The sequence below is a fragment of the Pseudomonas sp. FSL W7-0098 genome (genome assembly GCF_005930585.1).
GTDB lineage: Bacteria > Pseudomonadota > Gammaproteobacteria > Pseudomonadales > Pseudomonadaceae > Aquipseudomonas > Aquipseudomonas bubulae.
In genome coordinates this window covers 344562-358166 of the sequence record NZ_RXHW01000004.1, presented here as the reverse complement: position 1 = coordinate 358166, position 13605 = coordinate 344562, and the positions used below count along the sequence as shown (strand labels likewise).

12 protein-coding genes are annotated in these 13605 nt (G+C 57.6%); 4 read left to right on the top strand and 8 right to left on the bottom strand.

The genetic code is table 11. The features are described 5' to 3' along the window. Window positions 1-82 precede the first annotated feature (82 nt). Both FHL07_RS09845 and FHL07_RS09840 read left to right on the top strand, forming a co-directional pair. On the top strand, window positions 83-1705 hold the full coding sequence (locus FHL07_RS09845; protein WP_094999584.1) for an MFS transporter: 1623 nt from the start codon (window positions 83-85) through the stop codon (window positions 1703-1705). Window positions 1706-1937: 232 nt separating this feature from the next. Next, the gene (locus FHL07_RS09840; RefSeq protein ID WP_095017923.1) at window positions 1938-3155 is read left to right on the top strand and encodes a class I SAM-dependent methyltransferase; all 1218 of its coding nucleotides are present in this window, start codon (window positions 1938-1940) and stop codon (window positions 3153-3155) included. A 241-nt stretch (window positions 3156-3396) separates the two neighbouring features. Here the strand turns inward: FHL07_RS09840 and FHL07_RS09835 are convergent, their stop codons facing one another. The 4 genes from FHL07_RS09835 to glyQ all read right to left on the bottom strand — a co-directional run bounded on the left by FHL07_RS09835 (window position 3397) and on the right by glyQ (window position 7793). Then, window positions 3397-4167 (bottom strand): lysophospholipid acyltransferase family protein, encoded by a 771-nt coding sequence (locus FHL07_RS09835; protein WP_094999585.1) that lies wholly within the window; start codon window positions 4165-4167, stop codon window positions 3397-3399. A gap of 77 nt (window positions 4168-4244) precedes the next feature. Next, on the bottom strand, window positions 4245-4784 hold the full coding sequence (gene gmhB / locus FHL07_RS09830; protein ID WP_165446529.1) for a D-glycero-beta-D-manno-heptose 1,7-bisphosphate 7-phosphatase: 540 nt from the start codon (window positions 4782-4784) through the stop codon (window positions 4245-4247). A gap of 4 nt (window positions 4785-4788) precedes the next feature. After that, window positions 4789-6843, bottom strand: a complete 2055-nt coding sequence (glyS, locus tag FHL07_RS09825; RefSeq protein ID WP_094999587.1) for a glycine--tRNA ligase subunit beta — start codon at window positions 6841-6843, stop codon at window positions 4789-4791. Next, window positions 6840-7793, bottom strand: a complete 954-nt coding sequence (gene glyQ, locus FHL07_RS09820; protein WP_003437964.1) for a glycine--tRNA ligase subunit alpha — start codon at window positions 7791-7793, stop codon at window positions 6840-6842. Before glyQ ends, glyS begins: the two co-directional genes overlap by 4 nt. 81 nt (window positions 7794-7874) lie before the next feature. Here glyQ and FHL07_RS09815 point away from each other — a divergent pair, with 81 nt between their 5' ends. Together FHL07_RS09815 and FHL07_RS09810 are read left to right on the top strand one after the other, a co-directional pair. Next, window positions 7875-8432 carry a DNA-3-methyladenine glycosylase I gene (locus tag FHL07_RS09815; protein ID WP_095020604.1) on the top strand — a complete coding sequence of 186 codons (558 nt, stop codon included), beginning with the start codon at window positions 7875-7877 and terminating at the stop codon, window positions 8430-8432. 183 nt (window positions 8433-8615) lie between these two features. Continuing rightward, window positions 8616-9503 carry a lysophospholipid acyltransferase gene (locus FHL07_RS09810; RefSeq protein WP_094999589.1) on the top strand — a complete coding sequence of 296 codons (888 nt, stop codon included), beginning with the start codon at window positions 8616-8618 and terminating at the stop codon, window positions 9501-9503. A gap of 122 nt (window positions 9504-9625) precedes the next feature. Here the strand turns inward: FHL07_RS09810 and FHL07_RS09805 are convergent, their stop codons facing one another. From FHL07_RS09805 to fmt, 4 genes are read right to left on the bottom strand one after another with little or no spacing between them, the layout of a single operon-like run. Continuing rightward, entirely contained in the window at window positions 9626-9937 is a 312-nt protein-coding gene (locus FHL07_RS09805; protein WP_094999590.1) for a tetratricopeptide repeat protein, read from the bottom strand. Between the two features lie 10 nt (window positions 9938-9947). Next, window positions 9948-11324 (bottom strand): Trk system potassium transporter TrkA, encoded by a 1377-nt coding sequence (gene trkA / locus FHL07_RS09800; RefSeq protein WP_094999591.1) that lies wholly within the window; start codon window positions 11322-11324, stop codon window positions 9948-9950. Window positions 11325-11344: 20 nt separating this feature from the next. After that, the gene (gene rsmB / locus FHL07_RS09795; RefSeq protein WP_095017920.1) at window positions 11345-12655 is read right to left on the bottom strand and encodes a 16S rRNA (cytosine(967)-C(5))-methyltransferase RsmB; all 1311 of its coding nucleotides are present in this window, start codon (window positions 12653-12655) and stop codon (window positions 11345-11347) included. Next, the gene (gene fmt, locus FHL07_RS09790) at window positions 12652-13602 is read right to left on the bottom strand and encodes a methionyl-tRNA formyltransferase (protein WP_095031562.1); all 951 of its coding nucleotides are present in this window, start codon (window positions 13600-13602) and stop codon (window positions 12652-12654) included. Before fmt ends, rsmB begins: the two co-directional genes overlap by 4 nt. Between the last annotated feature and the right edge of the window lie 3 nt (window positions 13603-13605).

Below are 13605 nucleotides of genomic sequence, written 5' to 3'. Positions count from 1 at the left end.
GTGGTTTCGGGCGCAGTCATCCGGAACCGGCAGTGGACAACAACAATAATCACTGTGGCCCATAGGGCCGAGGACTTTGCACATGTCAGACGCACTTGCACAACAGGCGGCTACCGTCAAAGGAACGACCGGGCGCGAAGAGCGCAAGATCATTTTTGCGTCATCCCTCGGGACCGTTTTCGAGTGGTATGACTTTTTCTTGTATGGCGCTTTGGCCACCGTGCTCAGCAAGCAGTTCTTTGCTGGGGTCAACGACACCACGGCGTTTATTTTTGCCTTGATGGCCTTTGCCGCAGGCTTTTTGGTGAGGCCCTTCGGGGCACTGGTGTTCGGTCGATTGGGTGACATGATCGGGCGTAAATACACCTTCCTCATGACCATCATCTTGATGGGTTTATCGACCTTCGCTGTCGGCCTGTTGCCGACCTACGCCAGCATCGGTATCGCTGCCCCGATCATGCTCGTGGTATTGCGCATGCTCCAGGGGCTGGCGCTGGGCGGTGAATACGGCGGTGCAGCCACTTACGTGGCTGAACACGCCGCACCGGGCAAGCGTGGCTTCAACACCAGCTGGATTCAATCGACTGCCACCTTGGGTTTGTTGTTGTCGCTGCTGGTGGTGCTGAGTTGCCGGTACCTGACCGGTGACCAGTTTGAAGTCTGGGGCTGGCGCCTGCCGTTTCTGCTGTCCATCGTGCTGCTGGGCATCTCGACCTGGATTCGCATGAGCATGCACGAGTCGCCAGCGTTCGTGAAAATGAAAGCCGAAGGTAAAACCAGCAAGTCGCCGATCCGCGAATCGTTCGGTAAATGGGAAAACCTCAAGATCGTGCTGATTGCCCTGTTCGGTATCAACGCTGGCCAGGCGGTAACCTTCTATACCGCGCAGTTCTATGTGCTGTTTTTCCTGACACAGATGCTCAAGATGGACCCGGCCCAGGCCAATCTCTTACTGATTATCAGCGTAGTAATCGGGGCACCGTTCTTTATATTCTTCGGCTGGCTGTCTGACCGTGTGGGGCGCAAGCCGATCCTGATGCTTGGCCTGTTATTGGCCACAGTCCTGTACTTTCCGCTGTTCAAAGCATTGAGCCATTACGCCAACCCGCAGATTGATACCGCCAGCCGTCAATCACCGATTGTGGTCATGGCCGACCCGGGCACCTGCACCTTCCAGTTTGACCCGGTAGGCAAGGCACGTTTTGACAGCCCGTGCGACAAGGTTAAAACCTTCCTGGTGAAGCAGGGCTTGCCGTATACCTCACAGTCGGCTGCACCGGGCGCTGAAGTTCAAGTGTCGGTAGGTGAACAGAAAATCAGCGGTTTTGACGAAGCGGCCATGCGCGCAGCGATAACCGAAGCGGGTTACCCGGCCAAGGCTGATCCAGGCGCGGTCAACCAGCCAATGGTTGTACTGGTGATGGTACTACTGACACTCATTGCCACCATGACCTACGGCCCACTGGCAGCCGTGATGGTAGAGCTGTTCCCGACTCGCATCCGCTACACCTCAATGTCCCTGCCCTACCATATCGGCAACGGCTGGTTCGGTGGTTTTCTGCCCACCGTGTCGTTTGCACTGGTGGTCTACACCGGGGATATCTTCTATGGCCTGTGGTACCCGGTGGTGATCACCGGGGTCAGTCTGGTGGTGGGCATGCTGTGCCTCAAGGAAACAAGGAATGTGAATATCGACAAGGTCTAAGTAATCCGCCTTCCCTTTGAGCGAGCGGTGTTGCGAAGAGCACCACCGCCTTTCACATTCCCGAACTTGAACGTGGCAATAAAACCCCACCCACTCAATTACCTGCCCCTCTGTTGTTGTGGTCGGGTCGTCCAAAGCTTTGGACAAGGGCTCATACAAAGTCTCTGGAACCCGCTTTGCTGATAATCCTACTTATAGCCTAGAACGATCATCAGCGAATAAGGAACTCTGTATGTTGCAACTTATCTCACTCTCTCCTAGGGCATTCGACGGTCCATTGGAAAGCTTCGAACCTGTCCAACATCGACTGGACTCAAAGAGTAATTACTTTATCCATGACTATTTAAAGTTGCACGGCGAGAATATTGGCCGACATGCTGATCTTTCCAAAGTACTGACCTATCACTGCGACTCGGATTCTTTTTCAATCAGCAATGAGTACAAGGAACGCTTGATTGCCGATATGGTGGGCCTCGCCAAGGACGTTTCACGAAAGCTTCCCAACGCCGTTTTTATAGAAAAACTGTGCGATTGGTATAGAAACGCGACAACGATCAATAAACAATCCGTTGCGACTGATGTCACTGCTCACCTCAGCAGAAAGGGTAATGACATCGCCACTATGATCATGGAGGTGAATCCAGATTTGGGCCGCGGTTCGAACAAGCTCAAGGTTTTGGATATCGGCGGAAATGACGGCAAGCTGACGTCCTATGTATCCGCCAGTCTGGCCGAGGCCAGCGGCATATATGTCGAGCCCTATGTCCTGGAAGTCGATACTGAAACAGGATGGGACGAAAACAGCAAAACGGTGCAACTCGAGAGTCGCAAGAATTGTGCATCCGTTAAAAAGATCATTTATGACGGCACTAGCATGAGCAGCGGCAAAGTGGCAGGGAGCGATTGTGCAAACCCATTAGTGGAAGGTGGAAAGTTTGATTGCGTCATGTATCAGCATTCACTGCATCACTTCCCCTCTGACGGGGTGCAACAATACAGTATCAAACAAGCCGCCGATCTGCTCAAGGAGGGGGGCGTACTGAGCATCACCGAGCACTCCAGTCGCCTGAGCGGAGATGATATCGACCTGATGCATGTGGTCATTGAGTTGTATAAGAAGCTCCATGAAAACCCGGATATATCGCCCGCACAACTGGAGCGAACCTACAATCAATATATGGAAGCTGAAACACCTGCCAATTATATGTCCCAAGAAAGACTGATCGCCATGGCCACCAATGCTGGATTTACCCCGGTGACGGTCACCCCTACGAGTCCGGGCCCAGACAATGCGTATTCGATAAACTTCGTCAAAGGTGATCAAAAGATGATCGAAAAAACCAGACAGCTGGAAAATCTGGTGTATCCGGCGTCAACCCTCAAGGCCGATCAGTTGAAGTACCAGACCACGTTCATCCCGCATCTGACACGCAGCAATAGCTTTTCCTGACAGCGATGGATGAACCCAGATATCTTGAATTTATCATGGTGCAGGATGGCCGCGCGGTAGAAGCAATGAATCGACAGGCACAAAAAAACCGGCTGATATAAGCCGGTTTTTTTGTGCTTAGAAAAACTTATGCACGTATTCAGGTGAAAACTTACAGTCTGAAATAAGCATTAAAATCATAGGCTTACGTCTGTTTTTTAACAAAAAAAGAAAACTTGTGCACAAGTTATCCACAATTTGCTTAGTTCACAATCGTTTCAGAAGGTTTAGCTATAGGAGGCAACGAACCCATGTCGCGCTGAGCCTGCTCGTTCCAGGCCTGTACCCGGTCGTTCAGCTCGGCAATGGCCCGTGGACCGCTGCCGTTGGCGTACATCGGTTCACCGATGACAAGTTCGATGGTGCCAGCCTTTTTCGCCCAGCCCGTCTTGGGCCAGAACTTGCCCGCGTTGTGGGCAATTGGCAGTACCGGTAGTTCGGCGTTGACCGCCAGAGCCGTGCCTCCCCGGGAAAATTTTCCCACCTGGCCAAACGGCACGCGGGTGCCTTCCGGGAAGATCAGCACCCAAATGTTGTCCTTGAGCAGCTCATCACCCTTTTTTGCAATGTGCTTGAGCGCAGCCTTGGGGTTGTCACGGTCGATGGCAATCGGGCGCAGCATCGCCATCGCCCAGCCAAAAAACGGCACATACAGCAATTCGCGTTTGAGTACCTGGCTCAACGGCTGAAAGTAGGCCGAGAGAAAAAACGTCTCCCAGGTACTTTGGTGGTTGGCCAGAATCACGCACGGTCGTTGCGGGATGTTTTCTGCGCCCGTAACCCGAACGTCAATTTTCAAGAACACCCGTGTCAGCCACAGCGCGCAGCGGCACCAGTAAACATTGATAAACCGATAGCGCGCACGGAATGGCAAAAACGGAGCGACAAAAAAGCTCAGCGAGCACCACAGCAGAGAGCTGGTGCCCAGCAGCAGGTAAAAGAAGAAGGTTCTGATGGCCTGCAGTATCGACATAGCGGCTTTTACCGTTGCGGATAAAGCATAAGGGAACAGGCCAGTGCATAACGTGCAGGCCAGTGTTCGAACATGCTTTATTTGTGGATAAGTTCTGCGGCGACTGCCGCCAGATCGTCAAATACTAGAGTATTAACCGGTAACTCTTTGGCCAATGTCTGTAGGCCCTTTCCGGTTTTTACCAAAACTGGCTGAGAATCGACGGCTTGCGCAGCCTGCAAGTCACCCAAACTGTCACCGACGAACCAACATTGGGCCAAATCAACGCCGTAATGGTTGGCAATCGTTTGCAACATGCCAGGTTTGGGCTTACGGCAAGCGCAACCCGCGTCAGGTCCGTGTGGGCAATAGACAATCAATCCGACCTCGCCACCCTGCTCTGCCACCAGCGCCCGCAAGCGGGCGTGCATGGCGTCCAGCGTGGCAACATCATAGTAGCCGCGGGCAATGCCGGACTGGTTGGTCGCGATGGCGACTGTCCAGCCGGCCTTGCTCAACTGCGCAATGGCCTCGATCGCGCCGGGCAGTGGTTGCCACTCCTCGACTGACTTGATGTAAGCGTCGGAGTCGTAATTGATTACTCCGTCCCGATCGAGAATCAGCAGTTTCAACGGCAACCCCTCAGCCCAGCAGTGAAATATCGGCAACACCCAGGAACAGGCCACGCAGACGGGCCAGCAAGGCGTAGCGGTTAGCCCGCACGCTCGGGTCTTCTGCGTTGATCATCACCGCTTCGAAGAACGCATCCACCGGCTCGCGCAACGAGGCCAGACGGGTCAGGGCTTCGTTGTACTGACGGGCAGCAGCCATTGGCTGTACGGCCTCGTCGGCCTTCTGGATGGCCGAGAACAGCGAGAACTCACAAGCATTGTCGAAATAGCGGGCTTCAACGTGGGTCGAAACCGTGCCTTCAACCTTGCTCAGCAGGTTCGAAACGCGTTTGTTCACGGCGGCCAGTGCAGCGGCTTCCGGCAACTGGCGGAACGCTTGTACGGCTTGCACGCGCTGATCGAAGTCCAGCGCCGACGTTGGGTTGAGGGCACGTACCGACAGGTAAGTGGCCACGTCCACGCCTTCGTCTTCGTAACGCGCACGCAGGCGGTCGAAGATGAATTCCAGAACCTGATCTGCCAGACCGGCCGACTTGATCTTGGCCCCGAAAGCGCTGACAGCGAATTTCACTGCTTCAGTCAGGTCGAGGTCGAGTTTCTTGTCGATCAGGATGCGCAGGATACCCAGCGCTGCACGACGCAGTGCGTACGGGTCTTTGCTGCCTGTAGGCAACATGCCAATGCCGAAAATACCCACCAGGGTGTCGAGCTTGTCGGCGATGGCCACTGCAGCACCGGTCAGGGTGCTCGGCAACTCCGCGCCCGCGCCACGCGGCATGTACTGCTCGTTCAACGCCAGGGCGACGTCTTCAGGCTCGCCGTCATTCAGCGCGTAGTAGTAACCGGCAATGCCTTGCATCTCCGGGAACTCGCCGACCATTTCCGTGGCCAGGTCGCACTTGGACAGCAAACCGGCACGGGCGGCACGCGGTGCGTCACCGCCAATGCGCGGGGCAATGAATGCCGCCAGTTTCGAAACACGCTCAGCCTTGTCGTAAACACTGCCCAGTTGGGCCTGGAATACCACGTTTTGCAGACGCAGGTTGAAGCTCTCGAGTTTTTGCTTCTTGTCTTGCTTGAAGAAGAACTCGGCATCGGTCAGGCGCGGGCGAACCACTTTCTCGTTACCCGAGATGATCTGCTGCGGGTCTTTGCTCTCGATGTTGGCCACGGTAATAAAGCGCGGGAGCAATTTGCCATCGACGTCCAGCAGGCAGAAGTACTTCTGGTTGTCCTGCATGGTGGTGATCAGGGCTTCTTGCGGGACGTCCAGGAAGCGCTCTTCAAACGAGCACACCAGCGGCACCGGCCATTCAACCAGCGCGGTCACTTCGTCGAGCAGGGCCGGCGGCACGATAGCGCTGCCTTCCTGCATCGTCGCCAGCTCGGCCACACGCTTGGAAATCAGCTCGCGACGCTCAAAGAAATCGGCCAGCACGTAGGCTTTGCGCAGGTCTTCGGCGTAGTTGGCCGGGGCGCTGATGCGCACGTTTTCCGGGTGATGGAAGCGGTGGCCACGGGACTCACGACCGGCTTTTTGCGCAAGGATCGTGCAATCGATGACCTCGTCGCCCAGCAGCATGACCAGCCACTGGGTTGGACGTACGAACTCGACCTTGCGCGCGCCCCAGCGCATACGCTTGGGGATCGGCAGGTCATTGAGCGAGTCTTCAACGATGGTCGGCAGCAGGCTGGCGGTCGGCTTGCCGACGATCACCTGGCTGAAACGCAGTTTCGGGCCGCTCTGGTCGATTTCGCTCAGCTCAACACCGCATTTTTTGGCAAAGCCAAGGGCTGCCTGGGTCGGGTTGCCTTCGGCATCGAAAGCAGCTTGACGTGGCGGGCCGTCGATATTGATGCTGCGGTCAGGCTGCTGGGTTTCCAGCTGGGTCAGCAGAACGGCCAGGCGGCGCGGTGCGGCGTAGACTTTTTTCGCGCTGAATTTCAGACCGGCTGTTTGCAGGCCTTTTTCAATCCCGGCGAGAAATGCATCAGCCAGGGTATTGAGGGCTTTTGGTGGCAGTTCTTCAGTGCCCAGTTCAACCAGAAAATCTTGAGCACTCATTGTGCTGCCTCCAACTTAGCCAACACTTCATCACGTAAATCCGGCGGAGCCATCGGGAAGCCCAGCTTGGCGCGAGCTTCAAGGTAGGCCTGAGCCACCGAACGCGCCAGGGTACGCACACGCAGGATGTATTGCTGACGCGCGGTCACGGAAATGGCGCGGCGGGCATCCAGCAGGTTGAACGTGTGGGATGCCTTGAGCACCATTTCGTAGCTTGGCAACGGCAGCGGCTGGTCGAGTTCGATCAGGCGCTTGGCTTCGCTTTCATAGAAATCGAACAGTTCGAACAGTTTGTCGACGTTGGCGTGTTCGAAGTTGTAAGTCGACTGCTCGACTTCGTTCTGATGGAACACGTCGCCGTAGGTCACTTTGCCGAACGGGCCGTCAGTCCATACCAGGTCGTAGACAGAATCCACGCCCTGCAGGTACATAGCCAAACGCTCAAGGCCGTAGGTGATTTCGCCGGTAACCGGGTAGCACTCAATGCCGCCTACTTGCTGGAAGTAGGTGAACTGGGTGACTTCCATACCGTTGAGCCAGATTTCCCAGCCCAGACCCCAGGCGCCCAGTGTTGGCGATTCCCAGTTGTCTTCTACGAAACGGATATCGTGGACCAGTGGGTCCAGGCCGATATGTTTCAGCGAACCCAGGTACAGCTCCTGGAAGTTTGGCGGGTTTGGCTTCAAAACCACCTGGAACTGGTAGTAGTGCTGCAAACGGTTCGGGTTTTCGCCGTAGCGGCCGTCAGTCGGACGACGACTGGGCTGCACATAAGCGGCGTTCCAGGTTTCCGGGCCCAGAGAGCGCAAAAACGTGGCGGTATGGAATGTGCCGGCGCCCACTTCCATATCGTAGGGCTGAAGCACCACACAACCTTGCTCGGCCCAGTATTGCTGGAGGGCGAGGATCAAGTCTTGGAAGGTACGCACTGCTGGCGTAGGCTGGCTCACAAATTCACCTGTTTCTTGGGCTGCGATTTAAAGAGCGGGAGTATACCCGATTCGGTCGCCCCTCCACCCCCTGGAGCCTATATGCCACGTTGCTTCTGGTGTTCAGAAGATCCGCTGTATGCCGCTTATCACGATCAAGAGTGGGGCGTGCCGTTGCGCGATGCGCATGGGCTGTTCGAGTTGTTATTGCTCGAAGGGTTCCAGGCAGGTTTGTCATGGATCACGGTTTTGAAGAAGCGCGAGCACTATCGCAAGGTCATGTTTGGCTTTGATGTGCAGCGTTTGGCAGTTATGACGGACACTGAAATCGAGGTTTTGTTGCAGGATCCGGGGATTATCCGCAACCGTCTCAAGGTGGCCGGAGCACGACGCAATGCCCGGGCCTGGCTGGCTCTGGACAACCCGGTGGAGTTTTTATGGTCGTTTGTGGGTGGTAAACCGAAGATCAACCACTTTACTGAACGCCATGAATTCCCTGCGGTGACGCCAGAGGCCGAAGCCATGAGCAAAGGCCTGAAAAAAGCCGGTTTTACGTTCGTCGGCCCGACCATTTGCTACGCCTTTATGCAGGCCAGCGGCATGGTTATGGACCATGCCACGTATTGCGACCGTTACGCGGAACTGGCCAACGGCGGTTAGAATGTCTTTTTTCGCCACACGCATAACCCGTAGCAGCTGCCGAAGGCTGCGTCCGGCGGCGCAGCCGTCGTGAAGTCAGGCCCTGCGATGTGTCAGTAAAATCAAGCACTCAGCATTTACGATTGCTTCGCAATCGGACGCAGCCTTCGGCAGCTGCTACGAGTGCTTTCGAGAGATTATTCTGTGGAAAAGTTTAAAGGCGCCTTGCTGGTCGGGGCTTTGCGATTGTTTGCCATGCTCCCGTGGAGCGCGGTGCAACGCGTGGGCTCGGCCATTGGCTGGTTGATGTGGAAACTGCCTAATCGTTCGCGCGATGTGGTGCGGATCAACCTGGCCAAATGCTTCCCCGAAATGGACCCGGTCGCCCGTGAGCAACTCGTGGGCCAGAGCCTCAAGGACATCGGTAAAAGCCTGACCGAGAGCGCGTGCGCCTGGATCTGGCCGGCCCAGCGTTCGATTGACCTGGTGCGTGAAGTCGAAGGTCTGGACGTGCTCAAGGACGCCCTGGCCTCAGGCAAGGGCGTGGTAGGCATCACCAGCCATCTGGGCAACTGGGAAGTGCTCAACCACTTCTATTGCAGCCAGTGCAAGCCGATCATTTTTTACCGCCCGCCCAAGCTCAAGGCTGTGGATGAATTGCTGCAAAAGCAACGCGTTCAGCTGGGCAACCGCGTGGCGGCATCGACCAAAGAAGGCATCCTGAGCGTGATCAAGGAGGTGCGCAAAGGTGGTCAGGTGGGCATTCCGGCAGATCCGGAGCCCGCTGAGTCAGCCGGAATTTTTGTGCCGTTCCTCGGCACGATGGCCCTGACCAGCAAGTTTGTGCCCAATATGCTGGCGGGCGGCAAAGCGGTGGGCGTGTTCCTCCACGCATTGCGCTTGCCCGACGGTTCGGGTTTCAAAGTGATTCTGGAAGCGGCGCCCGAAGAGATGTACAGCACCGATACGGCGACCTCGTGCGCGGCCATGAGCAAGGTGGTCGAGAAGTATGTGCGGGCGTACCCGAGCCAGTACATGTGGAGCATGAAGCGCTTCAAGAAGCGTCCGCCGGGTGAGGCGCGCTGGTACTGACCAGACATGCATCCCGTGGGAGCGAGCCTGCTCGCGAAGGTTTCACAAGCGCCGCGATTATCTAACGATCTTCGCGAGCAGGCTCGCTCCCACATCAAGTTCCCAATATGAAGCTGGATGAATTACTGCGACTTATCCAGCTTCTTCAAAAACACCGTCATTTCTTTCTCGGCCTGCTTGTCGCCATGGGCCTGAGCCGCTGCAATCCCCTGCTCCCATGCCGCCCGCGCTGCCGCACGATCCCCCGCCGCCAGCTGCGCCTTGCCCAGCAGCTTCCAGGCCGCCGAATACTTGGGGTCAAAGCCGACGCAACGCTGCAGATGCTCCGCCGCTTTCAAGTTATCCCCAAGGTCCAGATAGCCCTTGCCCAGGCCAAAGCGCAGCAATGAGTTATCCACACCCTTGGCGAGCATCTTTTCCAGTGATTCCAGCATCCCTGACTCCTTAGAAAAAACTCAAGCCCACATGAAACAGCTTCTCTACGTCGCGAATATGCTTTTTATCCACAAGGAACAGGATGACATGGTCGCCGGCATTGATGACGGTAGAGTCGTGGGCGATCAGCACTTCTTCGTCGCGAATGATCGCGCCAATCGTGGTCCCCGGTGGCAAGTTGATTTCACCGATGCTGCGGCCAATCACCTTGCTCGACTTGGAGTCACCGTGGGCGATGGCTTCGATGGCCTCCGCCGCACCGCGGCGCAGTGAGTGCACACTGACGATATCGCCACGGCGTACGTGGGCCAGCAAGGTGCCGATGGTGGCCAGCTGCGGACTGATGGCGATATCGATTTCGCCACCCTGGATCAGGTCCACATAGGCCGGGTTGTTGATGATGGTCATCACCTTCTTCGCGCCCAGGCGCTTGGCCAGCAGCGAGGACATGATATTGGCCTCGTCATCGTTGGTCAGGGCCAGGAACACGTCGGCATCGGCGATGTTCTCTTCGAGCATCAAGTCGCGGTCCGAGGCGCTACCTTGCAGCACAACTGTACTGTCGAGCGTGTCGGACAAATAGCGGCAACGTGCAGGATTCATCTCTATGATTTTGACCTGGTAACGGCTTTCAATGGCCTCGGCCAGGCGCTCGCCGATCTGTCCGCCGCCAGCAATGACAATACGCTTGTAGCTTTCGTCAAGGCGGCGCATTTCGCTCATTACTGCGCGAATATTGGCTCTGGCGGCGATGAAAAATACTTCGTCGTCAGCCTCGATGATGGTATCGCCACGGGGTGTAATTGGCCGATCGCGTCGGAAAATCGCCGCGACTCGTGTATCCACATTCGGCATGTGCTCGCGTAGCTGGCGCAATTGCTGGCCAATCAGCGGGCCACCGTAATACGCCTTGACCGCGACCAACTGCGCCTTGCCCTCGGCAAAGTCGATCACCTGCAAAGCACCGGGGTGTTCGATCAGGCGCTTGATGTAGTTGGTGACCACCTGCTCGGGGCTGATCAGCACGTCGACCGGGATGGCGTCGTTATCAAACAACTCCTCGCCGCGTGTCAGATAAGCCGCTTCTCGTACACGGGCGATTTTGGTCGGGGTGTGAAACAGCGTGTAGGCCACCTGGCACGCGACCATATTGGTCTCGTCGCTGTTGGTCACGGCCACCAGCATGTCGGCGTCATCTGCACCCGCCTGGCGCAGCACATTGGGCAGCGAGGCGCGGCCCTGCACGGTGCGGATGTCGAGGCGGTCACCCAGGTCGCGCAGGCGTTCGCCATCGGTGTCGACCACGGTGATGTCGTTGGCTTCGCTGGCCAGATGTTCTGCCAGCGTACCGCCGACCTGGCCTGCGCCGAGGATGATGATTTTCATGCCGTCATTTCCTGGAACCGTTAGCTGCGTGCGGCAGCGATCTTGATCAGTTTGGCGTAATAGAAACCGTCATGCCCACCTTCTTGCGCCAGCAACTGGCGGCCGTGGGGTTGTTTGATACCGAACTGACCGGCGATATCCAGCTCGCGGGCACCCGGTGTCCGGGCCAGAAACGCTTCGATCACCTCGGTGTTTTCGGTCGGCAGCGTCGAACAGGTGGCGTAAAGCAAGATGCCACCGACTTCCAGGGTTGGCCACATCGCGTCCAGCAGTTCGCCTTGCAGGGTGGCGAGTGCGGCGATGTCGTCCGGTTGGCGGGTCAGCTTGATGTCTGGATGACGGCGGATAACACCCGTTGCTGAGCAAGGCGCATCCAGCAAAATGCGCTGGAATGGTTTGCCGTCCCACCAGGTTGCGGTATCGCGGCCGTCAGCCGCAATCAACTCGGCACTCAGGCCCAGACGTTCAAGGTTCTCGCGAACGCGCACCAGGCGCTTGGCTTCCAGGTCCACGGCTACCACGCCGGCGAGCTTGGGCTCGACTTCCAGGATGTGGCAGGTCTTGCCGCCGGGGGCGCAGCAGGCGTCGAGTACACGCTGGCCCGGGGCCAGATCGAGCAAATCGGCAGCCAGCTGGGCGGCTTCGTCCTGCACACTGATCCAGCCTTCGGCAAAGCCTGGCAGATTGCGTACATCGCAGGCCGCAGCCAGCACGATGCCGTCCTGGCTAAAGGTGCAAGGTTGAGCTTCGATCCCTGCCTCGACCAGCAACTGCAGATACGCATCACGACTGTGATGGCGACGGTTGACCCGCAAGATCATCGGCGGGTGCGCATTGTTGGCTGCACAGATGGCTTCCCATTGCTCAGGCCAAAAAGCCTTCAGGGATTTTTGCAGCCAGCGTGGGTGCGCAGTACGCACCACCGGGTCACGTTCCAGCTCAGCCAGTAAGGCTTCGCTTTCTCGCTGTGCGTTGCGCAGTACGGCGTTAAGCAGGGCTTTGGCCCACGGCTTTTTCAGTTTGTCGGCGCAACCTACGGTTTCGCCGATGGCGGCGTGGGCCGGAATGCGGGTGTAGAGCAGTTGATACAAACCGACCAGCAGCAATGCCTCGACGTCAGCGTCGGCGGCCTTGAACGGTTTTTGCAGCAGCTTGTTGGCCAGCGCCGACAGGCGTGGCTGCCAGCGCGCGGTGCCGAAGGCCAGATCCTGGGTCAGACCGCGGTCACGTACCTCAACCTTGTCCAGTTGCAGCGGCAACGAACTGTTGAGCGATGCCTTGCCGTTGAGCACGGCAGTCAGGGCTTTGGCGGCGGCCAGACGAGGATTCATTGTGCGGCACCCAAAACTGTACCGACGGCGAATTTCTCACGGCGGCTGTTGAAAAAATCACTGAAGTTCAGCGCTTTGCCACCAGGCAATTGCAGGCGTGTGAGGCACAAGGCGCCTTCACCGCAACCCACGATCAGGCCGTCCTTGCTGGCGGCGAGAATCTGTCCCGGTGCACCTTGAGCGTCAGCCAGGTTTGCGGCCAGTACTTTGAGGGCTTCGCCATTGAGCGTGCTGTGGCAGATCGGCCACGGGTTGAAGGCGCGGATCAGGCGCTCCAGCTCAACGGCCGGGCGGCTCCAGTCGATGCGCGCTTCGTCCTTGTTCAACTTGTGGGCGTAGGTCGCCAGGCTGTCAGCCTGGACTTCACCTTGCAGCGTCCCCGCCGCCAGACCGGCAATGGCCTGGATCACGGCCGGTGGGCCCAGTTCGGCCAGGCGGTCGTGCAGGCTGCCGCCGGTGTCATCGGCGGTGATTGCGGTCACGGACTTGAGCAGCATGGGGCCGGTGTCCAGACCCGCCTCCATACGCATTACGGTCACTCCGCTTTCACTGTCGCCGGCTTCGATGGCGCGCTGGATCGGCGCTGCTCCGCGCCAGCGTGGCAGCAAGGAGGCGTGGCTGTTGATGCAGCCCAGGCGCGGAATATCCAGCACCACTTGCGGCAGGATCAGGCCGTAGGCCACCACCACCAGCAGGTCCGGCTTGAGTGCAGCCAGTTCGGCCTGGGCCTCAGGGGCACGCAGGGTGGGTGGCTGCATCACTGTGATGTTGTGCTCCAGCGCCAGCTGTTTGACCGGGCTTGGCATCAGCTTTTGCCCGCGCCCTGCCGGACGGTCCGGCTGGGTGTAGACCGCGACGATCTCGTAAGGCGTGTCTAGCAGTGCCTTGAGGTGTTCGGCGGCGAATTCTGGGGTGCCGGCAAAGACGATGCGCAGTGGCTCAGTCATGGA